Raw genomic sequence first — 25,356 nt, 5'->3', positions numbered from 1 at the left:
TCCGAAAGCCGAATGACAGCGCGAGGCCATTACGGCCGCAGCAGCCCCAGTGCAAACGGCAGGCTCGCCAGCCCGCACAGCGTCGACAGCGTCACCAGTCCCGCGACATAAGGGCCGTTGTATCCCATGCGCGAGGCCAGCACGTAGCAGCTCGAAGCAGTCGGCAGGGCCGAGAACGCGATCAGCACCGTGGCCTCGGTGGGCGACAAATGAAAGACCCAGGCGAGTGCAGCCGCCGTCAGCGGCAGCAGCAGGTGCCGGATCGCCAGCAGCGACACCGTCAGCAGCTTGTGCTGCGCGAGGTGCCCCAGTTGCATGCCGGCGCCCGCGGCCATCAGGCCCAGGGGCAGCGAGGCGCCACCCACGCGCGTGAGCGACGGTTCCAGCCAGTGCGGGATCCGCAGCCCGGCAAAGTTGGCGGCCAGCCCCAGTGCGGTGGCGATGATCAGCGGATTGCGCAGCAGGGCGCGGCCGAAGCCGGTGCGCGAATGGCGCGCCATCGGCCACACCGCGCCGACGTTGAACAGCGGCACGCACACCCCGATCAGCACCGCGATCAGCAGCAGCCCCTGCGCGCCCGCGAGCCGCTCCGACAGGGCCAGCGCGATGTACGAGTTGAAGCGGAACGCGACCTGCGCCGCGCCCGCGTGTTCGCGCGGGTCGACCCGTCCGCGCAGCCCGGGCAGGTGCGGCACCGCATAGGCCATGGCGATGCCCGCCACCCCCAGCAGCAGGCCGGCGGCGATCAGGCTCGAGGCGGCGCCCAGGTCCAGCGGGCTGCGGGCGATCGACTGGAACAGCAGCACCGGAAACAGAAAGAAGTACACCAGGCTCTCGACCTGCTCCCACACGATGCGGTCGAGGGCCGTGTAGCGGCAGACGAGGTAGCCGCAAAGAATCAACGAGAAGTCGGGGGCGAGCAGCTGGAGAAAATTCACCGGCCGCAGGATAACGGAAGGCTTGCGGCCGGCTGAGGGCTTACCCCCGGAGCGGTCGGCGCGCGGCAGGGCGGCGGCGTTCTGCACTTAGGATGCACGTCTTGCGCATTCCATCAACGAGGAGACACGAATGATTCGACGCGTCTGGATCGCCGCTGCCGGCGTCCTGGCCCTGGCTGCCGCTGCGCCCGCCTTCGCGCAGGGGTATCCCAACAAGACCATCAGGCTGACCGTGCCCTTCGCGCCGGGCGGCACCACCGACATCATCGCCCGCGTGATCGCGGAGCCGCTCGGCAAGGCCCTCGGCCAGGCGGTGGTGGTCGAGAACAAGGCGGGTGGCGGTGGCGTGGTCGGCGCGGCGGACACGGCGCGGCAGGCGCCCGACGGCTACAACCTGGGCATCGCGACCGTCTCCACGACGGCGGCCAACCCGGCGATCAACCCCAAGACGCCGTACAACCCGCTGACCGACTTCACGCCGATCACCAACATCGCCGCGACGCCGAACATCATCGCGGTCAATCCCAAGTTCCCGGCCAAGGACTACCAGTCCTTCATCGCCGAGATCAAGAAGAACCCCGGCAAGTATTCGTACGCCTCCTCGGGCACGGGCGGCATCGGCCACCTGCAGATGGAGCTGTACAAGAGCCTCTCGGGCGCCTTCGTCACGCACATCCCTTATCGCGGCGCCGGCCCGGCGCTGAACGACGTGGTCGCCGGCAACGTGCCGATCATGTTCGACAACCTGCCCTCGACGCTGCCCTTCATCCAGCAGGGCCGGCTGGTGCCGATCGTGGTCGCCGCGCCGCAGCGCCTGAAGGAACTGCCCAACGTGCCGACCTTCAAGGAGGTGGGCCTGGAGCCGGTGAACCGGCTGGCCTACTACGGCATCGTCGGTCCCAAGGGCCTGCCCAGGGAGGTCGTCGCCAGGATCCACGAAGGGGTGCAGAAGGCCCTGCAGGACCCGGCGGTGCGCAAGCGCATCGAAGACACCGGCTCGATCATCATCAACAACACGCCGGAGCAATTCGGCGAGCAGATCAAGGCCGAATTCGCCGTGTACAAGAAGGTGGTGGAGACGGCGAAGCTGAAGCTGGAATAAGGCCGAAAGCCAAACAGCCAACTACCGGACGCAGAAGACGCAGAAGTGACGCGGAAGGCGCAAAAGAATCCATTCAATGATTGGCTGTCCTTCTGCGTCTTCTGCGTAACTTTTGCGTCTTCTGCGTCCGGTTGTCCGCTTTCCGACGGCGCTCATTAGATGACCGAAGCCATCGACACCTTCATCGACGCCCTCTGGCTTGAGGAGGGCTTGTCGCGCAATACGCTGGCGGCTTACCGGCGCGACCTGACGCTCTATGCCAGGTGGCTGGCCGAGCGCGGGCGGCAGTTGCCGGCCAGTGGCGAGGCGGATCTCACCGCGTATTTTTCGGCGCGGCATGCCGACAGCAAGGCCACCACCGCGAACCGGCGGCTGACCGTCTTCAAGCGCTACTTTCGCTGGGCGCTGCGCGAGCGGCTGATCACCGAAGACCCCACGCTGCGCCTGCAATCGGCCCGGCAGCCGCTGCGCGTGCCCAAGACGCTGAGCGAAGCGCAGGTCGAGGCACTGCTGGCCGCGCCCGAGGTCGACACGCCGCTCGGACTGCGCGATCGCACGATGCTGGAGGTGATCTACGCAAGCGGGCTGCGCGTGAGCGAACTCGTGACGCTCAAGGCCTTCAACGTCGGCCTCAACGAAGGCGTGCTGCGCGTGCTGGGCAAGGGCAGCAAGGAACGCCTGGTGCCTTTCGGCCAGGTGGCCAGCGACTGGATCGAGCGCTACCTCGCCGAGGCGCGCGGCGCCATCCTCTCCGGCCAGCAGACCGAAGACCTGTTCGTCACCGCGCGCGGGCAGGGCATGACGCGCGCGATGTTCTGGGTGATCGTGAAGAAGCACGCCCGGGCCGCGGGCATCACCGCGCCGCTGTCGCCGCACACCCTGCGGCATGCCTTTGCCACCCACCTCCTGAACCACGGCGCCGACCTGCGCGCGGTCCAGATGCTCCTGGGACACGCCGACATTTCCACGACCACCATCTATACCCACGTCGCCCGCGAGCGTTTGAAGCTGCTGCACGCGCAGCATCACCCGCGCGGTTAGTCTCGATCACGTGCGCCTTGCCATGACAGCCTTTGCTTCTTCCTGCTCGCGCCGCGCCGCACTCGCGACCCTGGCCGCGCTGCCCTTTGCCGCCCGCGCGCAGACGTGGCCCGCGAAGCCGGTGCACCTGGTCGTTCCCTATCCTCCGGGCGGCATCAGCGACCTCGTGGCGCGCTCGCTGGCCGATCACATGGCCGCGCGGATGGGCCAGCCCTTCGTGGTCGAGAACAAGGCGGGCGCCAGCGGCACGATCGGCATGGGCCAGCTGGCCCGGGCGCCGGCCGATGGCTACACGCTGGCCTTCTCGGCGATCAGCCCGCTGACGATCAGTCCGGCGCTGGGCAAGGTGCCTTACGACGCCGAGCACGCCTTCACGCCGGTGGCCAGCGTGATGGTCTCGCCGGTGCTGCTGCTGGCGACTTCCGCATCCGCGGTGCGCGACTTCCGCGAACTGCTCACGTACGCCCGCGACTGGCCCGACAAGGTGCGGTGGGCGACGTCGGGCCCGGCCTCGCTGGGCCATTTGATGCTCGAGCAGGTCGAGGCCGCGGCCAAGGTGCGCATGGTGCACATCCCTTACAAGGGCGGCGGCCAGCAGATCACGGATGCCTTGGGCGGCCAGTTCGAGGTGCTGTCGGTCAACGCCGGGCCGGTGCTGACCGATCACATCCGCGCGGGCCGGCTGCACGCGCTGGCCGTGGGCGCTCCGCGCCGGCTGGACGCCTTGCCGCAGGTGCCGACGCTGGCCGAGCTCGGCTACGCCGCAGCCAACCTGTCTTCGCAGTTCGGCGTGTTTGCGCCCGGCGATCTGCCGCCGCGCATCCTCGATCGCCTGAACGGCGAAGTGAACGCGGCGCTGCAGACCAGCGAAGTGCGCCAGCGCCTGCTGGCCAGCGAGAACGTGCCCACCGGCGGCAGCGCCCGCGAGTTCGCGCGGCAGATTGCCGCGGAGGCCGAGAGCAGTGCGCGCATCATCCGCGCGGCCGGCATCAAGGCGGACTGAGAGCCTCGGCCTGCGGTTTATCCCGGTGCGCTTGCCCGCCGGGCGGCGCATCATCGCCCGGCCCCACGCCCGATCGGGAACGCACGCGCGCAACGTGGCATCTATGCCGGCAGACCCGGTGAACGGTGCCGCCATGGTGCCGCCGGGCGCCCAGGAGAAAACCAGATGATTCGAACGATGAAACCCGTCCTGCTGGCCGCGCTGGCCAGCGCGTTGCTTCCCGTCTACGCGCAGCAGGGGCCCAGCGATCCGCAGATCGCCGCCATCGTGGTGACCGCCAACCAGGTCGACATCGACGCCGGCAAGCTGGCCAAGAGCAAGTCGAAGAACAAGGAGGTCGACCAGTTCGCCCAGCAGATGATCACGGACCACGGCGCGGTCAACAAGCAGGCGGTCGCTCTGGTCACCAAACTGAAGGTCAAGCCCGAGGCGAGCGAGACCAGCAACAGTCTCAAGAAGGGCGGCGAGGAGAACATCGCGAAGCTGAAGAAGCTCAAGGGCGCCGACTTCGACAAGGCCTACGTCGACCACGAGGTGGACTACCACCAGGCCGTGCTCGACGCCATCGACAAGACGCTGATCCCTTCGGCCAGGAACGCCGACCTGAAGGAGCTGATCGTGAAGGTGCGCCCGGCCATCGCGACCCACCTCGACCACGCCAAGCACCTGCAGGCCTCCCTGGGCAAATGACATGAAGCGCCGCAGCCTGCTGCCCCCTGCCGTGTTGCTGCTGGCCGCGGCGCTCCCGTTCGCGGCCCGTGCCGAGACCCATACCCTCACGATGGAGGGCATGAAGATCCTGCCCGCCACGGTGACCGTCAAGCGCGGAGACCGCATCGTGTGGAACAACAAGGACGTCGTGCCGCACACGGCCACGGCCCAGGGCGTGTTCGACTCCGGTGCCATCGCGCCCGGCAAGAGCTGGTCGCACGCCGCCCCCAAGCCCGGAACCTACGACTACGTCTGCACCTTCCATCCCGGGATGAAGGCAACGCTGGTGGTGCAGTGATGACGCGCACCCCGGGTCCCCTGCAGTCCGCGCCGCTGCCCGCCGATATCGACGACGCCACGCTGGCGCGGCGCGTGCTGGCCGGCGAGAGCGGCGCCTTCGAACTGCTGATGCGCCGCTACAACCGGCGCCTGTATCGCGTCGCGCGCTCCATGCTGCGCAACGACGCCGAGGCCGAGGACGCGCTGCAGGACGCCTACCTGGCGGCCTATCAGTCGCTGGCCAATTTCCGCGGCGAGGCGAGCCTGGCCACCTGGCTGTCGCGGGTCGTGGTGAACCAGTGCCTTGGCCGCATGCGCCGGCAGGCGCGCCGGGACAACATCGTGCCCATGGTGAGCCTGGGCGGCCCGGACGAACAGGAGCACGCAGCCATGGCCAGCGATGAGACTCACAGGCCGGACCGCGCGCTGCTGCGTGCGGAGTTGCGAGCCGTGCTGGAACGCAAGCTGGACGAACTGCCGGAAACCTTCCGCACCGTCTTCGTGTTGCGCTGCGTCGAGGAACTGAGCGTCGAGGAAACGGCCCGTTGCCTCGATATCCCCGAAGCGACCGTGCGGACGCGCCACTTCCGCGCGCGCAGCATGCTGCGCGAATCGCTGGCCCAGGACATCGACGTGGCCGAACGCGACGTGTTCTCCTTCGACGGCGAGCGCTGCGACCGGATCGTGGCGGGGGTGTTGCGCCGGGTGAGCGGCTGATGCGTCCTGCTTCCTCCGCGCAAGACCCGTGGTCTTCTTTTTTCTGTCACGGAGCGTGCCGACAATGCGCCGCATGGCTCCGATCCTCCCCCGTCCGCTTGCACCCCCGGCCGAGCGCATCCTGCGCGTCACGGCAGGCTCGTGGGGCCTCGCCTATCCCTGCGTGCCCGCTGCGCGCAGCGCCTTCCTGAGGACCCACTGGGCGACGGCGCCGCGTGCCGAGGGCTCCGGCGCCTCGGGGGCAGGCGTGGTGACCGCCAGGGTGTAGCCGAGGCGCTCGTACAGCCGGCGGGCGTCCGGGTTGTCGACCTCGACACCCAGCAGTGCCCAGCGGCAGCCACGTGCTTCCAGCGCTTGCTCGGCCGCGCGCACCATGCGTGCGCCTATGCCCTGGCCGCGCAGGCCGGGCAGCACGTACACCGCCCAGATCTCGCCGGCCAGTTCGCCGCGCCGCCGCTCGAGGTCGATCCACAACTGTCCGCCGGGTGCGCCGTTCACCTCGGCGACGAGAATCAGCGCGCGGCCGCTGCGATGCTGCTCGTACAGCTCGCGCACCGGGACGTGGTGCGCCACGAAGCGGCTGAAGTCGTCCAGCGCCGGCAGGTCCGCCTCCACGCAGGGCCGGATCAGCACCGGCAGCCGGATCGAGAAGGCGTCGAGCGGCTCGTCCATGCTTCACCGCGGCCACAGGCGCAACACGCGTCGGGGCTCGTCGACCGCGCCCCAGCGGTATTTGTAGGGCTCGGCACCGCGCAGGAAATCGAAGGCTCTCGCGCCCTCGTCATGCGCGCTCGCGATGGCGTGGTGGATCAGCAGGGCGCCGGGACTGAGTGCCGCATGCCGCGGATCGAAACCGCCGATGTAGTAGCGGCTGCGGCGCGCATGCGCCGGCGCGGGATCGGCCAGCACGTGGGCCAGGGCGATCCACTCGCCATCGAGGCGCAGGCCCTGCAGGCGCAGCATGCCGGCGGCGAGCAACTGCGGTGCGGCCGCGCGATGCCAGGCCCGGACCGCCGCGTCGGCCAGCACACCGGCTTGCGCGCGTTCGCTCCAGCGCGCGGTGTGCAACGCGAACAATGCTTCGAGCATGGCGGGCAGGGATGCGGCATCGGCGGTCTCGAACTGCAAGGTCCCCACGCGCGCGGCCCGATTGCGGCAGGTGCGCAGGTTGGCGGCGAGCGCCTGCGCAATCGCCGGTGCTGTCTCCCAGGCCAGCACCGGGTGCGCATCGTCCTCCGCGATGGACAGGCGCCAGCCGGGCGGGGCGGCCAGCCGCAGCACGAACGCCTCGCTGCGCAATTGCGGCAGCTCGAACACGTCGAAGGCATCGCCCTGCTCCTGCAGGTGCGCAAGCAGGGCCTGCAGAACGCGAGCCTCGTCGCCAGGCCGCGCGAGGATGTCATGGTCGTCGCTCGTGGCGATGCCCAGCGGAAACAGGTGGCGCTGTCCGCTTTCGGGATGGCGGTACACGTACAGCGGTGCGAAGCCGACGAGTGTGCCGCTGTCCGGGCAGCGCAAGGCCACGCTCGCCAGCCTGCCTTGCCCCACGTGCTGACACCAGGGCAGCAGCCATTGCGGCGATTGAAAGGGCGTCGCCGCGCGGGCCTGCCACCACAGCGCCTCCCACTCGGGACGCAGCCGCTGCAGCGCTGCGACGTCGGTCAGCGCCTGCGCGAGCAGCGGCGCCTCAGGCGTACGCGCAGCGGGTCGCCGTGCGCTCGCCGCAGGCAAGGTGCTGGTAGACATCGAAATACCTGGCGATGCTGCGTTGCAGGGAGAAGCGTTCGCGCGCCGTGGCGCGGCAACGCTCGCGGTCTATGCTGTCGCAGGCGGCGATCGCATCGGCCATCTCCGCCGTGCCGCGCACGAGGAAGCCGGTGACGCCATGCTCGACGATCTCGGGGAGCGCGCCGCTGGCAAACGCGACCACCGGCGTGCCGCAGGCCAGCGCCTCCATCGCGACCAGCGAACTGGTTTCGGCCGCGAGCGTCGGTAGCAGCAGGCAGTGCGCAGCCGACAGCAGCCGGCGCTTGCGCTGGAAATTCAGCGGACCGAGGAAGCGCCGCTGGCCATCGAGCCGCGGCACGACCTGCTCGTGGAAATAGCGCTCGTGCGCCTCATAGGGAAAGACCTGGCCGCCGAGCAGCACCGGAATTCCCGCGAGCCGCCCGGCATCGAGCGCGACATGCACGTTCTTCTCCGGGCAGATGCGCCCCAGCGCCAGTGCGAAGCGCCGCCGGCGGCAGCGCGCCTGCAGCGCCTGCACGGGCACGCCGTTCTCGATGACGGGGAGCTGCGGCGTGCCCGCCGGACACGCCTGTTGCTGCGAGCGCGACACGCAGTGCAGCCACAGGTCCTGGCGCACGCCCGCGAACACCTCGGGCGGGTACCAGGAGGGTGGCAGGTGCAGCGTGGCCAGCAGCGGCACCTGGCCCTCGGGCGGCAGGTAGGCGGGAAAGTCGATGCCGTGCAGGTGGACCACGTCGACGTGCTGCTGCGCCAGGGCGCGTTCGATGGTGCGGCGCTGCGCGGCCCAGGTGCGCACGCGTTGCTGCGGCGTGATGGCGCCTTCGACCGCGGGCGTCGCGAGCAACTCGCCTTGCGTGCGCGATCCCGCACTGGCCACGACGATGGAGCGATGGCCCGCCGCGACCAGCGCCGCATCGAGCTGCGTCAGGACCTGTTCCGCGCCGCCGACCGAATCGGGCCCGACCGGCGCGAACGGATAGGCGACGCTCAACACCGTGAGGTTCACAGCGGCGCCTCCAGTTCCAGTTGCGCCAACGCCGCGCCCGCGAGCGCGCAAAACCGGGTGCCGTCGACCGGCCAGCCGAGGTGCTCGTACCAGAGCGGGCCTGCGTGCGGTCGGCGGCGGAAGTCATAGGCCGGCGCGATGCGCCAGCCTTCCTGCGTCACGCCCTGGAAGATGGTCAAGGTGCGCCTTTGCGTGGCGTGCGTGTCGAGCAGCGCACGGCGCAGCGTCAGTTCCGCCGCTGTGAGGTCCACCGTCACCTCGCCGCGCTCCCCCGGCAGGAAGCGGCCGGTGCGCACGCCATCGGGTCCCCGGTGGTAGCTGGTCATCTCGACGATGTCGGGCGCTGGCTGGCCGTGCGCGCGCAGCAGCGCCGCCGCGGCGTGCACGATGAAGGCCGCCGCTTCGTGATCCGGATGGCCGCCTTCGTAGGGATGCGTCAGCACGGCCTGGGTCCCCCACTGCGCCAAGGCCTCGGCGAGGCGGCGGCTGCAGGCGACCAGTGCGAGCGCCGCTTCCTGGTCGACGCAGCCGAACTCCACCACCTGGCTGGCAGCGATGCCGCACAGCTGCAAGGCGGCATCGCGCTCGCGCCGGCGGGCCTCGCGATACTCCGCGACCGAGAGCGCATGCGTGGCCGCATCGCGGCCGTCGCGCGGTGCGCCGTCGGTGACGTACACGAAGCGCGCCGACTGCAAGCGTGGCAGCCGTGAGCCGGCACCCACCACTTCGTCGTCGGGGTGCGCCACCACGACCGCGGTGGCGGGGATCGCGGGCAGCGGCGCGTCCGCGGGTGCACGCAATGCGGCGATCAGTGCGGTGCCGGCCCGGTGCGAATCGGCTCGCATCCCAGGCTCAAGCGGAAGCGGCGGGCCGGCGGGCGGGATACACCGCGCGTCGGCCTTCGGGCCCGGGCGGCAATTCCATGCGCTTGCACAGGAACACCTCTTCCTCGGGATGCGCGAGGACCTGGAAGCCCGCGCTGCGCAGCATCGCGGCGCTGCAGGCCGCGTTGGGAATCCACCAGTTGGTCTCGTCGTGCGAGTACTTCTTCTCCACGAAGTGCATGCGCGGATAACCGGGCCGCTGGAAGACCTCCGTCTCCCAGAAGTCGTAATCCTCCTGCAGCGGCTCGACGTCGGCGCTGCCCCTTTGCAGCGACTGGTACACCAGCAAGTCCTTGGCGACATGCTCGTGGATCAGGTCGAGCGCCAGCAGCGGATGGCGCAGGTGGTACATCAGGCCCATGAACAGCACGATGTCGAAGCGCTCGCGCAGCGCGGCCAGGTCGTAGACCGACAGGCGCCGGAACTCCACGTCCTCGAACCCCAGCACTTCGGAGGCGAAGCGCGCCTGGTTCAGGTAGTAGTCATCGAAGTCGATGCCCAGCACGCGAGTGGCGCCACGGCGCTTCATCTCGAAGGAATAGAAGCCGGCATTGCAGCCGATCTCCAGCACCGACTTGCCCGTGAGGTCCTGCGGCAGCGCATGCGCGAAGCGCTTCCACTTGATCGCGGGAAAGTCGCCCAGGAAGTGCGCGGGCGCCGTCTGCACGCCATTGAGGTCGATGTTCTGGAACCAGTCGCCCAGGCCGCGCAGGCGCGCCTCGATGTCGCCGCGCGTGAACTGCCGGCGCCCGCTGCCCGACGCGCTCGCCAGCGGCGGCGGCGCCAGGGCCGCGATCGCTGTGCCGGCGTTGCTGCAGATCGTCGTGACCTGCGGTGCCGGTGGTGTGTCGCGGCGCTGCCGCAGGCCGAGCAGGTTCAGCGCCTCGCGGTAGCCGTGCACGGTGCCCACGTCGACATAGGCCTCGCCGTGGCGCACGCCGAGCGCGCGGCCGCCGCCCTGGATCCAGGCATTGACCAGGGTGCCCATGTACTCGTCGCGCCGCCCGCGCTCGTGCCACAGTGCATCGAGCGCGTGCAGCACGTGGCCGGGCATGCGGAAGGCGCCCCAGATCCAGTTGGTCTTGGCATCCGGGTGCTTGACCTGGATCTCCTGCACGTTGCCGGCTTCGTCCGTGACCACGGCATCGAAGGCCTCGGGCCGGTCGACCGGGAACAGCAGGAAGGAGAGCACGTCGTCCGGCAAGGCCGCAAAGCCGTCCTCGGGGAACCAGATGGTGTCGGGCAGACCGACCAATACGGAGTCCTCAGTCCGCACCAGCGAACTGGCGCGAAAGATCGCGTCGCACAGGCCGCCGGCCTTGGGCTGCACCACGTAGCAGAGGTCGGCCGAGCGGGCGCTCGAGCCGTAGTACTGGACGATGTCCGACTTGCCGGGCGCCACCACGAAGCAGATGTGATCGGAGCCGGCATTGAGCATGCGTTCCACCAGGAACTCGCTGACCGCGCGCGGCCGCTCGACGTCCCCGACCAGGCTGCTGCCGATCGGCAGCAGTTCCTTCGAGAAGCCCAGTGGCTGGATGCGCGTGCCCAGGCCAGCGGCCGGGATGATGCCCCAGGTGGCACCGGCCTTGCGGGCGCCAGGGGTGGCGGTCGCGGGCCTGGCGCCGCGGGCATCATCCAGCAGCCGCTCCAGTTCGACGGCGCGCCGGTCCGACGTGTGGGCACTCAGCACCCGCTGCTGCGCGGCGGCGGCGATGCGCGTGAGTTCCGCGTCCGGGAGCGAGAGCGCCGCGATCACATCCTCGCTGCTGCGCGCCACGATGATTTCGCGTCCGGGCTCGAAGAACTCCTCGATGCCTGGCCACCAGTCGCTCACCACCGGTGTGGCACAGGCGGCCGCCTCGAACAGGCGGCCGGACGGGCAATGGCCGTTTTCCGCCATCGCCTTGCGCGTGACGTTCAGCGTGAGGCGCGAGGACGAGAAGAAGGCCGGGTGCTCGGGCGGCGGCATGTGCCGCACGAATCGGATGTTGCGCGTCCAGGGAAAGTCGGCCGGGTATTGCGCGCCACCGATCAGGAAGGTCTCTTCGGGCAGGCGCCGCGCCGGCTCGATGAACAGTTGTTCCAGCGCCGCCTGCCGGTCGGTCGCATAGGTGCCCAGGTAGGAGAGGCCGCAGCGATAGTTGGCGACCGGTGGCACCGGCTTGTGCACCTGCGGGTCGACGTGGCCGTAGAGCGTGGCGACGCGGCGCGCGCCCAGTTGCGTGCGCAACTGTTCCAGCGCGGGGCCGCCCGTGTAGCTGAGGACCAGGTCGAAGTCGCGCAAGCCCCGCGGGCCAAGGTAGGAGAGGGGGCGTCCCGCCTGCACGTTCTCCAGCGTGACCGGCGTGTCGAGGTCATAGAAGACCTTGAGCGCCGAGGGCGCGCCGTCGGCCAGCAATTGCGCCGCCGCGATGCCGTCGGGGCAGTAGGAGGTGAGCATGGCCACGTCGGCATCGCGCAACGCGCGCTTGGCACGCGGCAGCGCGTCGGCCCAGTCGCGATACAGCACCAGTTCGCCGCCGGGCAGTTCGGTGAGGTCGCGGTGCTCGGCGTAATAGGGCACGTCGCGCTCGAAGAAGACGATGTGGTGTCCGCGCCTGGCCAGTGCCCGCCACAGTCCGCGCCAGAGGGTGGCGTGTCCATTGCCCCACGAGGAACTGACGGTCAAGCCGAAGATCACCAGGCGCATCGCTTCTCCCTGTCGCCGGTTCCCGCTCCGGCGCAATGCGCGATTAGGCAACCGCAGCAGGAAAGAGCAAGTAGGAAGCGGCTCACATCCGTGTAGGACGGTCCTGAAGCCGGGCTGGTTCACCGTCGGGATGCAGCACGCGCTCCGGCCGGACGCCGATGCCGATCATCCGGGCCGTGAGGCGACGCAACAGCGGCAGCCGCTGCATCAGCGTCACCGGCAAGGGCACGCCGGACGGCTGTTGCGAACGCGCGAGCACGGGCGAAAGCACCTCGTTCTGCACGGCCACCTGCACGCGCTGCGTGACGCGCGCGGGCCAGGCGCGCCGGCGCTGCACCGCCTGCAGATGCGCGCTGGTCAGCCGACCTGCGCGCAGCGGAGCAGCCAGCAGGTTGGCCGCGGCCACCGCGTCCTGGATCGCGAGATTGATGCCGACGCCGCCCACCGGCGACATCGCGTGCGCGGCATCGCCGATGCACAGCAGGCCCTCGCGCCACCAGTGCGGCAGGTGGCTGATCTGGACGCTGAGCAGCTTGATGTCGTCCCACCCGTGCAGCGTGCCGACTGCGTCGCGCAGGAAGGGCGCGGTTCCGGCCACGCGCTCACGAAAAGCAGCGAGACCCTGCGCCTGCAGGTCCGCCAGCGAGCCCTTGGGAATGACGAAGGCGCACTGCCAGTAGCTCTCGCGATTGAGCGTGACCAGCATCGCGCCGGGCTGGATGATGCCGCCGGTGCGCGCCGGGTCGCTCGCGCTGCGCGGCAGGCGGAACCACAGCACGTCGATGGGCGCGCCGGTGTCCACGCTCGGCAGGCCGGCGGCCTCGCGCACGGTGGTGTGGCGGCCATCCGCGCCGACGACCAGCGCGGCGCCGATGGCGTAGCTCCGCTCGCCCTCCTGGACCTGCACCCCGGTGACGCGGCCAGCTTCCTGCAACACGTCGACGACCTTGGCACCCAGGCGCAAGGTGAACGTGGGCAGCTTGCGCGCTTCGTCCGCAATGAAGTCGAGGAAGTCCCACTGCGGCACCAGCACCAGGAAAGGCCGCGCGGCAGGGAGATGGCGGAAGTCGGCCATCGTCACCACCTCGCCATAGACCTCGCCCGTGAGTTCGCTCACCTCCTGGTGCGGCAAGGCGAGGAAGCGCTCGAGCAGGCCGAGATCGGCCAGGATGTTCAGCGTCGAGGGATGGATGGTGTCGCCGCGGAAGTCGCGCAGGAAGTCGGCGTGCTTTTCCAGCACCGTCACCTGCACGCCGGCGCGCGCGAGCAGGTAGCCCAGCATCAGGCCCGCGGGGCCGCCGCCGGCAATGCAGCATTGCCTGGTTTCCATCCGAGCATGCTAGCGCCGGTACAGGGACTCGTCAGGAACGATCAGCTCGTGCGTATAGAATCCCGGACTCCTGAGATGCCCAGGTGGCGGAATTGGTAGACGCACTAGTTTCAGGTACTAGCGGGTAACTCCGTGGAGGTTCGAGTCCTCTCCTGGGCACCATCTCAGCTTCAATTTGTCCGACAGGCATGTCGGACTTGCGGCTACCAAACGCTGCGCTCCCATCCCGCCTAATCCGCTCCCTGTCCGAACCACGGAGACGGGATGAAGCGAAGGATTTTGCTGGGCGTGTCCGGCAAGGCGGGCAACCTGAAGGGCGGCAAGGTCGCCGGCGGCAATCCCTTCGAAGATGCGCGCTCGCGCGAGTATCCCAACCCGCCGCAAAAGGAGCCCTACGGCTCCGCGATGTTCCGCAAGGCGGCGGCCGGCCTGGGCCTACCACCGGTTCCCGCAGCCCTCCGCGAACCTAAGCCGGCCCTATACCAATCCCGAGGGGCTGCGCATGAACACCTGCATGTTCTGCGGCTTCTGCGAGCGCCATGGCTGCGAGCATTTCGCCAAGGCCTCGCCGCAGACCGTGCTGCTGCCGGTGCTGACCAAGGCGAACGGCGCGCCGACGGCGGGCGCTGCACCGAACGGCGGCGCCGGGTCGCAGCCGGGCGCGGCGGCACCGCAAGCGGCGGCGAGCGCTCGGTGAGCAGGCAGCTTGCTACCATCCACCTGAAAGTGGCGCGGTGATTCCTGGGCCGCGCCACTTGCCCTGAATGATGGAACCACTCCTGCTCTCCGTTGCCCGCGTCTCCACCTTCGACGGCGAACGCGCGCTCACTGCCGCCACCGGCTTCTTCTTCGAGCGCGGCGAGCGCCTGTTCCTGGTGACCGGCCGCCATGTGCTGATCGACGTGCCCACCGCCCACCGTCCCGACCGGGTCGAGATCACGGTGCATACCGACGCGGTGGACCTGACGCGTTCCGCGGTGGTCTCGCTCTGGCTGTACCGCGACGGCAAGAGCGCGTGGCGGCAGGCCGAGGATTCGGGGGGCGAGATCGACGTCGCCGCGATCGAACTGCCCCGCGATACGCTGCCCGAGGGCATCGTCCTGCGGGCGTTCACGCTCGCCCATCTGGAGTCGGCACTGGAAGAGGTCGGCATCGGAACCGCGGCGCTCGTGGTCGGTTTCCCGCTGGGCTTCTACGACACGCTGCACAACCTGCCGGTGGCGCGCCAGGCATCGGTCGCTTCCGCCTTCGGCGTGCGCTTCCAGGGCCAGGGCTACTTTCTCACCGACGCGCGGATGCACCGCGGCGCCAGCGGCGCGCCCGTGGTGCTGCAGCACCCGGGCGGCGACCCCGTCTTGCCCTGGAAGCTGCTCGGCATCCACTCGGCGCGGCTGGACATGCGCACGCGCGAGCAGGGCGTGGACGAATCCCTGGGGCTCAACTGCGCCTGGTACGCGGACATCCTGCGGACCTTGACCGCGTGAGCCACGCCGCGATGCCGGCAGCTGCAATGCGGATCACGGACCGAGCAATGCCGCCAGTTCGTCTTCCCCAAAGCCCGCCGCCCGCCTGGCCGCGAGATTGAACGGCCCGTACAGGCGCGGTGCGGCATGGCGTTCCACCAGCACCGGGTAATGCGCCAGGGGATCGAGCCCTTCGCGCTCGCACAGGAAGCGGTACCAGCGATTGCCGATCGCCACGTGGCCGACCTCGTCGTGCAGGATCACGTCGAGGATCTCCACGGCGCGCAGGGCGGGCGCGGAGCCGACCTGTCGCAGCTTCTGCTGGATCTGCGGCGTGGCGTCGAGCCCGCGCGCCTCCAGCGTGCGCGGCACCAGGGCCATGCGCGCCACGATGTCGTCCTTCGTCTTCTCGCACATGGACCAGAGGCCGTCGTGCGCATCGAAATCGCCGTAGGCGTAGCCGAGCGTGGCCAGGTGGTCGGCCAGCAGCGTGAAGTGGAAGGACTCTTCCGCCGCCACGCGCAGCCAGTCGTGATGGAACGCGGGCGGCATGCCTTCGAAGCGCCAGGCGGCATCGAGCGCGAGATTGATCGCATTGAATTCGATGTGCGCGATCGCATGCAGCAGCGCCGCCAGCCCCTCGGGTTTGGCGGGTGAGCGCCTGGGCACGCGGGCGGGATGGATCAGGTGCGGGCGCTCCGGCCGCCCGGGCAAGGGGCCGGGGTCGGCGGGGGCAGCGGGCTCGATGGACAGTTGCGCGGCGCGCGCATGCAGGGCTGTCGTCTCGGCGGCCTTCGCGCGCGGATCCGGGGTGCGCAGGGCCTGCAGAGCCTCTTGGCGAAGCGGCATACCTACAATTGTAGTTTTTGCCCAAGGGACACGATGGCGATCTACGAACTGGACGGCATGGCACCGCAACTGGCCGAGGGCGCCTGGGTCGCCGACAACGCGGAGGTGATCGGACAGGTGGAACTGGGCGAGAACGCCAGCGTCTGGTACGGCTGCGTGGTGCGCGGCGACACCGAGAAGATCCGCATCGGCCGCAACAGCAACATCCAGGACGGCACGGTGCTGCATGCCGACCCCGGCATGCCGCTCACCATCGGCGACAACGTGACCGTGGGCCACCAGGTGATGCTGCACGGCTGCACCGTCGGCGACGGCTCGCTGATCGGCATCCAGGCGGTGGTACTGAACCGCGCCAAGATCGGCAAGAATTCGATCGTGGGCGCCGGCAGCGTGGTCACCGAGGGCAAGGAATTCCCCGACAACTCGCTGATCGTCGGCGCGCCCGCCAAGGCGATCCGCACCCTCGACGCCGAGCAGATCGCCAAGTTCCAGACGATCCCGCAGCACTACGTGGACAACGCGCGTCGCCACGCCAAGAGAAAGAAGATCGGCTGATGTCCGAGCTGCACAAGTTCCTGTTCGACGGCCTGCCGGTGCGCGGGATGATCGTGCGCCTGACGGACGCCTGGCAGGAGATCCTGCAGCGCCGCCGGGCCGACGATTCCCATTCGCCCTGGCCCTGGCCGGTGACGCAGATGCTCGGCGAGATGGCCGCGGCCGGCGTGCTGATGCAGTCCAACATCAAGTTCAACGGCGCACTGATCATGCAGATCTTCGGCGAGGGGCCGGTGAAGGTGGCCGTCGCCGAAGTGCAGCACGACCTGAGCCTGCGCGTCACCGCCAAGGTCGTGGGCGAAGTCGCAGGCGATGTCCACCTGCAGCAGCTGGTGAACGTCAACGGCCGCGGCCGCTGCGCGATCACCCTCGATCCCAAGGACCGCGTCCCGGGGCAGCAGGCGTACCAGGGCGTGGTGCCGCTGAACGCGAGCTACGGCGAGGGGCAGCCCGATCTGGCCCACGTGCTCGAACACTACATGCGGCAGTCGGAGCAGCTCGATACGCGGCTCGTGCTGGCCGCCGACGAGAAGGTCGCGGCCGGCATCCTGATCCAGCGCCTGCCGGTCGAAGGCAAGAAGAACATCGAAGGCGGCGGCCAGGAGATGGATCCGGCCGAACAGCTCGAGCACTTCAATCGCATTGGCACGCTGGCCGCCAGCCTCACCCACGACGAACTGCTGCAGCTCGATGTCGAAACGATCCTGCGGCGCCTGTTCTGGCAGGAGAAGATCCTGCGCTTCGACCCGCAGACGCCGCGCTTTGCCTGCACCTGCAGCCGCGAGCGCGTCACGGGCATGATCCGCGGCCTGGGCCAGGACGAGGCGGAAAGTATTCTCCAGGAGCGCGGCCAGATCGACGTGAGCTGCGATTTCTGCGGCCAGCACTACCGCTTCGACGCCGTCGACAGCGCGCAGATCTTCATGGCGCCCGGCGACCGGCCGCCGACTTCATCGACGGTGCAATAAGACGCGAGGGCCGATGCGAACCTTTGTATTCGGCCATGAGAAGGGTCGCATGCGGGCTACCGAGCGCGACAATGGGGCATGCGCATCGAGGCTGTCGAGGGAGTGCCGATCGCGGCGGTGGAACAGGCCACCGGCATCGCGCGCGCCACGCTGCGGATCTGGGAGCGCCGCTACGGTTTCCCGCAGCCGGGGCGCGATGCCCGCGGCGAACGCTGTTACCCGCAGGACCAGATCGGCAAGCTGCGGCTGATTGCCGACCTGATGGCACGCGGGCATCGCCCGGGGCGCCTGGTGCGGCTCGCTCCCGACGAACTGAGCTCGCTCTCGCAGGACCGCGAGCCCGTCGCGGGCTTGCCCGTGCGCGACCCGGTGCTGACGCCGCTGCGCGGGCACGATGCGCCCGCGGTGCTGCGCCTGCTGGAAGAATCGGTGCGCACGCTGGGCCTGGCCGGCTTCGTGATCGAACGCATGCCGGCGATGAACGTGAACGTGGGCCTGGCCTGGTCGCGCGGCGAGCTGGAGGTTTACGAGGAACACCTCTATACCGAGCTGGTGCAGCAGGTGGTGCGTGCGCAGCTGGCGCGCCTGCAGGTGCCGGCGCCGGTCGGCGGGCCGCGCGTGCTGCTGGCGACGCTGCCGCAGGAGATGCATACGCTCGGCCTGTTGATGGCGCAGGTGCTGCTGACGCTGCAAGGCTGCGCCTGCACTTCGCTGGGCGCGCAGGTGCCGCTGGCGCAGCTCGTCACCGCGGCCGCGGCGTTCGCGGCGGACGTGGTCGGCCTGAGCTTCACGGCCAGCACGAATCCGGCGCAGGTGCTGCGCGGCCTGGAGCAACTGCGCGCCGCGTTGCCGCCCGACGTGGCGATCTGGGTCGGCGGCGGTTCGCCGGTGCCGGCGCGCCATCGGCTGCCCGGTGTGCAGGCCATGCCCCACGTCCGCGATGCGCTGGCGGCGAGCGAGCAGTGGCGGCGGTCGGCCCCGGGTTGAGCTCACGCGCGTTTTCACGCGCACTCTCTGCAAGATCCTGTCACCCGAACCGGGGGCTCGCGCGTTGCTTGCTGAGGGCGGCTGTCGCCCTTCAACTCAAAGGAAACTGGACCATGAAAAAGCTGATCGCTGCCCTCGTCACGACCCTGGCGGTGTCCTTCGCGTTCGCGCAGGCTGCTGGCGGTGCTGCCGGCGCTGCGGGTGGCGCCACCGGCGGCGCGGCGGGCACCACTGCCGGCGCGACTGGCGGCACCTCCGCTGGCGCGACCGCCTCCGGCGGCTCCGAGATGAAGGCCGGCACCAAGAAGGCCTCCAGCAAGAAGAAGTCTTCCAAGAAGAGCAAGGCCGCCGCCAAGAAGGACAAGAACTAAGCTGCCGGCGGCGCGCGCTAACCGCGCGCTTCGCGCAGCTGCGTGAACAGGCGGTGCTCGCAAGCCGGGTCGCTGCATTTCTCGCAGTTCCAGTGCCACGCGCGCCGGGTGTCTTCATCCGGCGCGCGCCTTGCCATGTCCGCCGGCAACACGCCGGCCGCGCCCATGGCTTGCAGTGCCGATTGCAGGCGCTGCCCACCGCTGCCGTACACCACCTGGAAAGGCACCTGCGCCGACTGCAGCAGCGAGCGCACCAGCGTGTCGACCTGCTCGCGCGGCTGGGCGGCATCACGCTGCAGTCCGTCGGGCATCCAGGGCAGGTCGAGTCCGGTGACCAGCGTCGCGTCGTAGGTCGCCTGCCGCTCGAGCGCGAAGCGCAGGAGCGCGCCGTCGGGAAACAGCATGCCGGCGTAGATGGCGACCAGCAAGGCTGTCGTGTCGCTGACGACGAGATCGTGATCGGCGGCAGCTGCGTCGACGCGCCGCTCCTGCTCCTGGCCGATGGCGAGCTGTTCTTCCGGCCGGGGCGTGCGGCCCTCGCGTTCGCACCATTCGCGCAGCACCTCCGGCACGGCGGCCACGCGCAGGCCGCGCCCGCAGAGATGGCTCGCGAGCTCCTGCGCGAGGCGGCTCTTGCCCGTGCTTTCGGCGCCGAGGAGGGCAACCCGCTTCACTTCACTATTTGCACCAGGATCTCGTTGGGCTTGACCATGCCCAGCTCGGAGCGCGCCTTTTCCTCGACGGTGTCGAGGCCCTCCTGCAGGTCGCGCACTTCGGCCGCGAGCTGCTCGTTGCCCTGTTGCGCCACCGCATTGCGGGCCTTCTGCTCGTCCAGCTTCTGCTGCATCTGGGCGACGTCGCCGATGCTGCCGCGGCCCAGCCAGAGCTGCGCCTGCAGCACGACCAGCAGGCCGATCAGCAGGGCGGCGACCAGCCGGGAATTCAAGCAAGCTCCCCCAGGCTGGTCCGCTGCGCGGCCTGCTCCACCCCCCTGCGCGAGCGGAGGGGGCGAGCGCCTGCGGGCGGCCGGGCGGCGCTCACGCTCAGCGCAGGTGGGCGAAGGCGCTGCGTCCGGGGTACTGCGCGACGTCGCCCAGGTCCTCCTCGATGCGCAGCAGCTGGTTGTACTTGGCCATGCGGTCGCTGCGGCTGAGCGACCCGGTCTTGATCTGGCCCGCGTTGGTGCCCACGGCGATGTCGGCGATCGTGGAGTCTTCGGTCTCGCCCGAGCGATGACTGATCACCGAGGTGTAGCTCGCGCGCTTGGCCATCTCGATGGCGGCGAAGGTTTCGGTCAGCGTGCCGATCTGGTTGATCTTGATCAGGATGGAGTTGGCGATCTTGCGATCGATGCCTTCCTTCAATATCTTCGTGTTGGTGACGAACAGGTCGTCGCCCACCAGTTGCACGCGCGTGCCGAGGCGCTCGGTCAGGGCCTTCCAGCCGTCCCAGTCGCCTTCGGCCATGCCGTCCTCGATGCTGATGATCGGGTACTTGCCGACCCACGACTCGAGCGTGTCGATCCACTCGCCCGCTTCGAGCTTGCGGCCCTCGGAGGCGGAGAGGTCGTACCGGTTTTCCTTGTAGAACTCGCTGGCGGCGCAATCGAGGCCGAGGGCGATCTGTTCGCCCGGCGTGTAGCCGGCGCGTTCGATCGCCTGCAGGATCATCTGGATCGCGGCTTCGTGGTTTTCCACGTTGGGCGCGAAGCCGCCTTCGTCGCCGACCGCCACCGACATCCCCTTGTCGTTGATGATCTTCTTGAGCGCGTGGAACACCTCGGCCCCGTAACGCAGCGCCTCGCGGAAGTTCGGTGCTCCCACGGGGATGATCATCAGCTCCTGCAGGTCGAGGTTGTTGTTGGCATGGGCGCCGCCATTGACGACGTTCATCATCGGCACGGGCAGCAGGCAGCCGTTCATGCCGCCGAAGTAGCGATACAGGGGCAGGCCGGACTCTTCGGCCGCGGCGCGCGCAACCGCCATGGAGACGGCCAGCGTCGCATTGGCGCCGAGGCGGCTCTTGTTCTCCGTGCCGTCGAGATCCAGCAGGGTCTTGTCGAGGAAGTTCTGTTCGGAGGCATCGAGGCCCAGCACCGATTCGGAGATCTCGGTGTTGATGTGCTCCACCGCCTTGAGCACGCCCTTGCCCGAGTAGCGCTTCGGATCGCCGTCGCGCAATTCGATGGCCTCGCGCGAGCCGGTGGAAGCACCCGAGGGCACGGCGGCGCGGCCCATGGTGCCGGACTCCAGCAGCACGTCGCACTCCACGGTGGGATTCCCCCGCGAGTCCAGGATCTCGCGGCCGACGATGTCAACGATTGCGCTCATATCAAGTTTCGTTTTTCAGTTTGGAATCCTTGAACGCAGAATTCGCAGAAGTGACGCAGAAGTCGCAGAAAAACCTTAGATGAATTCTTCTGCGTTTTCTGCGTCACTTCTGCGACATCTGCGGTCCAAATTGCTTGCCTCGCTCACACGCCATCCACGAGCAACATGCGCATGACAGCCGCACCCTCGCGCGCCTTCTTCGCCGCCTGGTACTCGGGCGAGTCGTAGAACGCGCGCGCTTGTTCCAGCGAGGGGAATTTCAGCAGGACCACGCGGTCCGGCGTCCAGTCGCCTTCGAGCACCTCGGTCTTGCCGCCGCGCGTGCACACCTCGGCGCCGTGCGCCTTCATGGCGATCGTGGAGAGCCGCTTGTATTCCTCGTACTGCTGCGGGTTGGTCACGCGGACATTGGCAAGGACGTAGGCGCTAGACAAATTGGTTCTCCAGGAAGCCGTTCTTCTTGGTGATGCGATCGAGCTCCACCAGCGTCTCCAGCAGGGCGCGCATGTGCTTCAGGGGCACGGCGTTCGGGCCATCCGACAGCGCCTTGGCGGGATCGGGATGCGTCTCCATGAACAGGCCTGCCACCCCCACCGCCACCGCGGCGCGCGACAACACCGGCACGAACTCGCGCTGGCCGCCCGAACTCGTGCCCTGGCCACCGGGCAGCTGCACCGAGTGCGTGGCGTCGAACACCACCGGCGCGCCGGTCTCGCGCATGATCGCCAGCGAACGCATGTCGCTCACCAGGTTGTTGTAGCCGAAGCTGGCGCCGCGCTCGCACGCCAGGAAGCTGTCTTCCGGCAGGCCCTTCTCGCGCGCGGCGTCGCGGGCCTTCTGGATCACGTTCTTCATGTCGCCGGGGGCGAGGAACTGGCCCTTCTTGATGTTCACCGGCTTGCCCGATTGCGCCACCGCGCGGATGAAGTCGGTCTGCCGGCACAGGAAGGCGGGCGTCTGCAGCACGTCGACCACTTCGGACACCACCGGCACTTCGGCTTCGCTGTGCACGTCGGTCAGGAGCGGCACGTGCAGTTCACGCTTGACCTTGGCCAGGATCTCCAGGCCGCGCGTCATGCCCGGGCCGCGGAAGCTCGCACCCGATGAGCGATTGGCCTTGTCGTAGCTGCTCTTGAAGATGAAGGGGATCCCCAGCGAGGCGGTGATCTCCTTCAGCTGGCCCGCCACGTCCATCTGCAGCTGCTCGCTCTCGACCACGCAGGGGCCGGAGATCAGGAAGAAGGGCCGGTCCAGGCCCACGTCGAAGCCACAGAGCTTCATGTCAGGCCACCGCCTTCAGCGATTTGGTGACGGCGGTTTTCTGCGCACTCGCCTGGTGTTCGCACGCCGCGTAGATGAAGGAATTGAACAGCGGATGGCCGTCCCACGGCGTCGACTTGAATTCCGGGTGGAACTGCACGCCCATGAACCACGGGTGCACGTCCTGCGGCAATTCGACGATCTCGGTCAGGTGCTCGCGCTGCGTCAGCGCGGAGATCACGAGGCCCGCCTGGCGCAACTGGTCGAGGTACTTGACGTTGGCTTCGTAGCGATGGCGATGGCGCTCGGTGACCACGTCGCCGTAGATCTTGTGCGCCAGCGTGCCGGGCGCGACGTCGGAGCTCTGCGCGCCCAGGCGCATGGTGCCGCCCAGGTCGGAGCTTTCGGTGCGGGTCTGGATCGCGCCGCTGGCGTCCTGCCATTCGGTGATCAGCGCGATCACGGGATGCGGCGTGGTCGGTTCGAACTCGGTGCTGTTGGCACCCGGCAGGCCGGCGACATCGCGCGCGTACTCGATGGTGGCGACCTGCATGCCCAGGCAGATGCCCAGGTAAGGCAGCTTGTGTTCGCGCGCGAAGCGGGCGGCGGCGATCTTGCCTTCGATGCCGCGCTTGCCGAAGCCGCCTGGCACCAGGATGGCGTCGAACTTCGAGAGCTGGTTGACCGACTCGGGCGTGATCGTCTCGGAGTCGAGGTAGTCGATCTTCACGCGCACGTGGTTCTTCAGGCCGGCGTGGCGCAGCGCCTCGTTCAGCGACTTGTAGCTGTCCGACAGGTCGACGTACTTGCCGACCATGGCGATGTTGATCTCGCCGCGCGGATGCTCCACCTCGTGCACCAGGTCGTCCCAGCGCTTGAGGTTGGCGGGCGGCGTGTTCAGGCGCAGCTTGTCGCAGATCAGGCCGTCGAGGCCCTGTTCGTGCAGCACGCGCGGCACCTTGTAGATGCTGTCGACGTCGGGCATGGAGATCACGCCCCACCGCGGCACGTTGGTGAACAGGCTGATCTTCTCGGCCTCGTCCTCGGGGATCTTGCGGTCTGCGCGGCACAGCAGGGCGTCCGGCTGGATGCCGATCTCGCGCATCTTCTGCACCGTGTGCTGCGTGGGCTTGGTCTTGAGCTCGCCGGCGGCCTGGATGAAGGGCACGTAGGTGAGGTGGACGAAGGCGGAGTTGTTGGGGCCGAGCTTCAGCGCCATCTGGCGCACGGCTTCCAGGAAGGGCAGGGACTCGATGTCGCCGACCGTGCCGCCGATCTCGACGATCGCCACGTCCACTTCGGTGGTCGTGCCCATGCCGGCGCCGCGGCGGATGAATTCCTGGATCTCGTTGGTGACGTGGGGGATGACCTGCACGGTCTTGCCCAGGTAGTCGCCGCGGCGTTCCTTTTCGAGGACGCTCTTGTAGATCTGGCCGGTGGTGAAGTTGTTGGCCTTGCGCATCCGCGTGGAGACGAAGCGCTCGTAGTGGCCGAGGTCCAGGTCGGTCTCGGCGCCGTCGTCGGTGACGAACACCTCGCCGTGCTGGAAGGGCGACATCGTGCCCGGGTCGACGTTGATGTACGGGTCGAGCTTGATCAGGGTGACCTGGAGGCCACGCGACTCCAGGATTGCCGCAAGGGAGGCTGAGGCGATTCCCTTGCCGAGGGAGGACACCACACCGCCGGTGACGAAGACGAATTTGGTCATGTCAGGTCGGGAGGCCGGCTCCCGGGAGGTGGTAAAGGGGGATTATAGAGAATGACTGCCATGGCACGGCCCGCGGCCGGCATGACCCGCTGCGCTGATGACAAATGGCCGTCTGGGCTGCCGGCGCGCAGCGCCGAAGTCATCAGCGCAGCGGGTCAGCCGGTGCGCAACGCCGAGGTCATTAAACTCCCGCCCATGAATGACCTCGCCGGCAAGCACATCCTCCTCGGGCTCACCGGTGGCATTGCCTGCTACAAGTCGGCGGAGTTGTGCCGCGGGCTGGTGAAGGAGGGCGCCACGGTGCAGGTCGTCATGACCGCGGCGAGCGAGCAGTTCATCACCCCCGTGACGATGCAGGCCTTGTCGATGCGGCCGGTCTACAGCTCGCAATGGGATGCGCGCGAGGCGAACAACATGCCGCACATCAACCTCTCGCGCCAGGCCGATGCCATCCTCATCGCGCCGTGCAGCGCCGACTTCATGGCCAGGCTGGTGCACGGGGCCGCCGACGAATTGCTCTCGCTGATGTGCCTGGCGCGCCCGATCGACCGCGTGCCGCTGCTGATCGCGCCGGCCATGAACCGCGAGATGTGGGCGCACCCCGCGACCCAGCGGAACATGCGGCAACTGGCCGCCGACGGCGCCACGATCCTGGGCGTGGGCAGCGGGTTCCAGGCTTGCGGCGAAACCGGCGACGGCCGCATGCTGGAGCCGCACGAACTGCTCGAGGACCTGGTCGCCTTCTTCCAGCCCAAGCTGCTCGCCGGCCGCAAGGTGGTGATCACCGCCGGCCCGACCTTCGAGGCGCTGGACCCGATTCGCGGCATCACCAATCATTCGTCCGGCAAGATGGGGTTCGCCATCGCGCGAGCGGCACGCGCTGCCGGCGCCGACGTGGCGCTCATAGCGGGCCCGGTCAGCCTCGCCACGCCGCGCGGCGTGCGCCGCCTCGACGTGCAGTCGGCGCGCGACATGCTGGCCGCCACCCAGGCCGAAGTGCCGCAGGCCGACGTGTTCATCGCCAGTGCGGCAGTCGCCGATTGGCGGCCGCTCACGCACTCGGACCAGAAGATCAAGAAGGACGCCAGCGGCGCGCCCACGGTGGCCTTTGCCGAGAACCCGGACATCCTCGCGACCGTTGCCCGCAGCGAGCGCGCGCAGAGCGGCAAGCTGTTCTGCGTCGGCTTCGCGGCCGAAAGCCACGACCTGGTGAAGCACGCCAAGGCCAAGCGCGAACGCAAGGGCATTCCGCTGCTGGTGGGCAACATCGGTCCGCTGACCTTCGGCCAGGACGACAACCAGATGCTGCTGGTCGACGCGCAGGGCGTGGTCGAACTGCCCCGCGCCTCCAAGGCCGAATGCGCGCGCCAGCTGATCGCCGAAATCGCGCGCCGCATGACCCCCTGACTACCG

Annotated in this window: 26 protein-coding genes, 1 tRNA gene and 1 pseudogene; 14 read left to right on the top strand and 14 right to left on the bottom strand. The window is 68.9% G+C overall.

The annotated features are described in order from the left end of the window. Positions 1-29: 29 nt before the first annotated feature. A complete protein-coding gene (locus tag JWP60_RS01175) occupies positions 30-938 on the bottom strand; it encodes an AEC family transporter (protein ID WP_299785561.1) in 909 nt (302 codons plus the stop codon). A 130-nt stretch (positions 939-1,068) separates the two neighbouring features. Here JWP60_RS01175 and JWP60_RS01170 point away from each other — a divergent pair, with 130 nt between their 5' ends. From JWP60_RS01170 to JWP60_RS01145, 6 genes are all read left to right on the top strand, one after another. Next, the gene (locus JWP60_RS01170) at positions 1,069-2,040 is read left to right on the top strand and encodes a tripartite tricarboxylate transporter substrate binding protein BugE (protein WP_299785559.1); all 972 of its coding nucleotides are present in this window, start codon (positions 1,069-1,071) and stop codon (positions 2,038-2,040) included. Between the two features lie 159 nt (positions 2,041-2,199). Further along, positions 2,200-3,081, top strand: coding sequence for a site-specific tyrosine recombinase XerD (xerD, locus tag JWP60_RS01165; protein ID WP_299785557.1), 882 nt, complete (start codon positions 2,200-2,202; stop codon positions 3,079-3,081). Between the two features lie 22 nt (positions 3,082-3,103). Continuing rightward, the gene (locus tag JWP60_RS01160) at positions 3,104-4,084 is read left to right on the top strand and encodes a tripartite tricarboxylate transporter substrate binding protein (protein ID WP_299785555.1); all 981 of its coding nucleotides are present in this window, start codon (positions 3,104-3,106) and stop codon (positions 4,082-4,084) included. A gap of 177 nt (positions 4,085-4,261) precedes the next feature. After that, positions 4,262-4,774, top strand: coding sequence for a DUF4142 domain-containing protein (locus JWP60_RS01155; protein WP_299785554.1), 513 nt, complete (start codon positions 4,262-4,264; stop codon positions 4,772-4,774). A gap of 1 nt (position 4,775) precedes the next feature. Next, complete coding sequence (locus tag JWP60_RS01150) at positions 4,776-5,093, top strand: cupredoxin family copper-binding protein (protein ID WP_299785552.1); 318 nt, start codon at positions 4,776-4,778, stop codon at positions 5,091-5,093. Continuing rightward, on the top strand, positions 5,093-5,791 hold the full coding sequence (locus JWP60_RS01145) for an RNA polymerase sigma factor (protein ID WP_299785550.1): 699 nt from the start codon (positions 5,093-5,095) through the stop codon (positions 5,789-5,791). Before JWP60_RS01150 ends, JWP60_RS01145 begins: the two co-directional genes overlap by 1 nt. A gap of 153 nt (positions 5,792-5,944) precedes the next feature. Here the strand turns inward: JWP60_RS01145 and JWP60_RS01140 are convergent, their stop codons facing one another. The 6 genes from JWP60_RS01140 to JWP60_RS01115 all read right to left on the bottom strand — a co-directional run bounded on the left by JWP60_RS01140 (position 5,945) and on the right by JWP60_RS01115 (position 13,452). Beyond that, positions 5,945-6,463 carry a GNAT family N-acetyltransferase gene (locus JWP60_RS01140; protein WP_299785548.1) on the bottom strand — a complete coding sequence of 173 codons (519 nt, stop codon included), beginning with the start codon at positions 6,461-6,463 and terminating at the stop codon, positions 5,945-5,947. Between the two features lie 3 nt (positions 6,464-6,466). Continuing rightward, positions 6,467-7,537: a GNAT family N-acetyltransferase gene (locus JWP60_RS01135; RefSeq protein ID WP_299785547.1), complete on the bottom strand. Its 1,071-nt coding sequence runs from the start codon at positions 7,535-7,537 to the stop codon at positions 6,467-6,469. Beyond that, a complete protein-coding gene (locus tag JWP60_RS01130) occupies positions 7,479-8,546 on the bottom strand; it encodes a glycosyltransferase family 4 protein (protein WP_299785546.1) in 1,068 nt (355 codons plus the stop codon). The genes JWP60_RS01135 and JWP60_RS01130 overlap by 59 nt, the downstream gene beginning before the upstream one ends. Beyond that, positions 8,543-9,391 carry a PIG-L family deacetylase gene (locus JWP60_RS01125; protein ID WP_299785545.1) on the bottom strand — a complete coding sequence of 283 codons (849 nt, stop codon included), beginning with the start codon at positions 9,389-9,391 and terminating at the stop codon, positions 8,543-8,545. The genes JWP60_RS01130 and JWP60_RS01125 overlap by 4 nt, the downstream gene beginning before the upstream one ends. Positions 9,392-9,398: 7 nt before the next feature. Continuing rightward, complete coding sequence (locus JWP60_RS01120) at positions 9,399-12,122, bottom strand: TIGR04290 family methyltransferase (protein WP_299785544.1); 2,724 nt, start codon at positions 12,120-12,122, stop codon at positions 9,399-9,401. Positions 12,123-12,204: 82 nt separating this feature from the next. Further along, positions 12,205-13,452, bottom strand: a complete 1,248-nt coding sequence (locus JWP60_RS01115) for an FAD-dependent oxidoreductase (RefSeq protein ID WP_299785542.1) — start codon at positions 13,450-13,452, stop codon at positions 12,205-12,207. Positions 13,453-13,529: 77 nt separating this feature from the next. On the opposite strand from JWP60_RS01115, the gene JWP60_RS01110 reads away from it, so the two are divergent. The 3 genes and pseudogenes from JWP60_RS01110 to JWP60_RS01100 all read left to right on the top strand — a co-directional run bounded on the left by JWP60_RS01110 (position 13,530) and on the right by JWP60_RS01100 (position 14,936). Beyond that, positions 13,530-13,614, top strand: a tRNA-Leu gene (locus JWP60_RS01110). Between the two features lie 117 nt (positions 13,615-13,731). Beyond that, positions 13,732-14,044, top strand: a pseudogene (locus tag JWP60_RS01105) (GMC family oxidoreductase); the annotation flags it as partial. A 172-nt stretch (positions 14,045-14,216) separates the two neighbouring features. Then, the gene (locus tag JWP60_RS01100; protein ID WP_299785540.1) at positions 14,217-14,936 is read left to right on the top strand and encodes a trypsin-like peptidase domain-containing protein; all 720 of its coding nucleotides are present in this window, start codon (positions 14,217-14,219) and stop codon (positions 14,934-14,936) included. A 33-nt stretch (positions 14,937-14,969) separates the two neighbouring features. Here JWP60_RS01100 and JWP60_RS01095 read toward each other — a convergent pair whose 3' ends face one another. Beyond that, positions 14,970-15,764, bottom strand: a complete 795-nt coding sequence (locus tag JWP60_RS01095) for a ferritin-like domain-containing protein (RefSeq protein WP_299785538.1) — start codon at positions 15,762-15,764, stop codon at positions 14,970-14,972. A 33-nt stretch (positions 15,765-15,797) separates the two neighbouring features. Here JWP60_RS01095 and JWP60_RS01090 point away from each other — a divergent pair, with 33 nt between their 5' ends. The 4 genes from JWP60_RS01090 (at position 15,798) to JWP60_RS01075 (ending at position 18,645) form a co-directional block, all read left to right on the top strand. Then, complete coding sequence (locus JWP60_RS01090; RefSeq protein ID WP_299785536.1) at positions 15,798-16,319, top strand: gamma carbonic anhydrase family protein; 522 nt, start codon at positions 15,798-15,800, stop codon at positions 16,317-16,319. Continuing rightward, a complete protein-coding gene (locus tag JWP60_RS01085; protein WP_299785534.1) occupies positions 16,319-17,287 on the top strand; it encodes an Hsp33 family molecular chaperone HslO in 969 nt (322 codons plus the stop codon). The genes JWP60_RS01090 and JWP60_RS01085 overlap by 1 nt, the downstream gene beginning before the upstream one ends. A 78-nt stretch (positions 17,288-17,365) precedes the next feature. Next, positions 17,366-18,274, top strand: a complete 909-nt coding sequence (locus tag JWP60_RS01080) for a cobalamin-dependent protein (protein ID WP_299785532.1) — start codon at positions 17,366-17,368, stop codon at positions 18,272-18,274. Between the two features lie 113 nt (positions 18,275-18,387). Further along, positions 18,388-18,645: a hypothetical protein gene (locus JWP60_RS01075; RefSeq protein ID WP_299785531.1), complete on the top strand. Its 258-nt coding sequence runs from the start codon at positions 18,388-18,390 to the stop codon at positions 18,643-18,645. A 17-nt stretch (positions 18,646-18,662) separates the two neighbouring features. Here JWP60_RS01075 and JWP60_RS01070 read toward each other — a convergent pair whose 3' ends face one another. The 6 genes from JWP60_RS01070 to JWP60_RS01045 all read right to left on the bottom strand — a co-directional run bounded on the left by JWP60_RS01070 (position 18,663) and on the right by JWP60_RS01045 (position 23,943). Then, the gene (locus JWP60_RS01070; RefSeq protein ID WP_299785529.1) at positions 18,663-19,319 is read right to left on the bottom strand and encodes an ATP-binding protein; all 657 of its coding nucleotides are present in this window, start codon (positions 19,317-19,319) and stop codon (positions 18,663-18,665) included. Beyond that, a complete protein-coding gene (ftsB, locus tag JWP60_RS01065) occupies positions 19,316-19,591 on the bottom strand; it encodes a cell division protein FtsB (RefSeq protein WP_299785527.1) in 276 nt (91 codons plus the stop codon). The genes JWP60_RS01070 and ftsB overlap by 4 nt, the downstream gene beginning before the upstream one ends. 97 nt (positions 19,592-19,688) lie before the next feature. After that, a complete protein-coding gene (eno, locus tag JWP60_RS01060; protein ID WP_299785525.1) occupies positions 19,689-20,975 on the bottom strand; it encodes a phosphopyruvate hydratase in 1,287 nt (428 codons plus the stop codon). Between the two features lie 143 nt (positions 20,976-21,118). Next, on the bottom strand, positions 21,119-21,409 hold the full coding sequence (locus tag JWP60_RS01055) for a DUF1330 domain-containing protein (RefSeq protein ID WP_299785523.1): 291 nt from the start codon (positions 21,407-21,409) through the stop codon (positions 21,119-21,121). Continuing rightward, on the bottom strand, positions 21,402-22,256 hold the full coding sequence (gene kdsA / locus JWP60_RS01050; RefSeq protein ID WP_299785521.1) for a 3-deoxy-8-phosphooctulonate synthase: 855 nt from the start codon (positions 22,254-22,256) through the stop codon (positions 21,402-21,404). The genes JWP60_RS01055 and kdsA overlap by 8 nt, the downstream gene beginning before the upstream one ends. Before the next feature lies 1 nt (position 22,257). Continuing rightward, entirely contained in the window at positions 22,258-23,943 is a 1,686-nt protein-coding gene (locus JWP60_RS01045) for a CTP synthase (RefSeq protein ID WP_299785519.1), read from the bottom strand. 195 nt (positions 23,944-24,138) lie between these two features. On the opposite strand from JWP60_RS01045, the gene coaBC reads away from it, so the two are divergent. Further along, a complete protein-coding gene (gene coaBC, locus JWP60_RS01040) occupies positions 24,139-25,350 on the top strand; it encodes a bifunctional phosphopantothenoylcysteine decarboxylase/phosphopantothenate--cysteine ligase CoaBC (RefSeq protein WP_299785517.1) in 1,212 nt (403 codons plus the stop codon). Positions 25,351-25,356: the final 6 nt, after the last annotated feature.

It is taken from the genome of Ramlibacter sp. (assembly GCF_028291745.1).
Classification (GTDB): Bacteria; Pseudomonadota; Gammaproteobacteria; order Burkholderiales; family Burkholderiaceae_C; genus Ramlibacter.
Note: the sequence above shows the minus strand (reverse complement) of the source record. Positions and strands in the feature narration are given on the sequence as shown.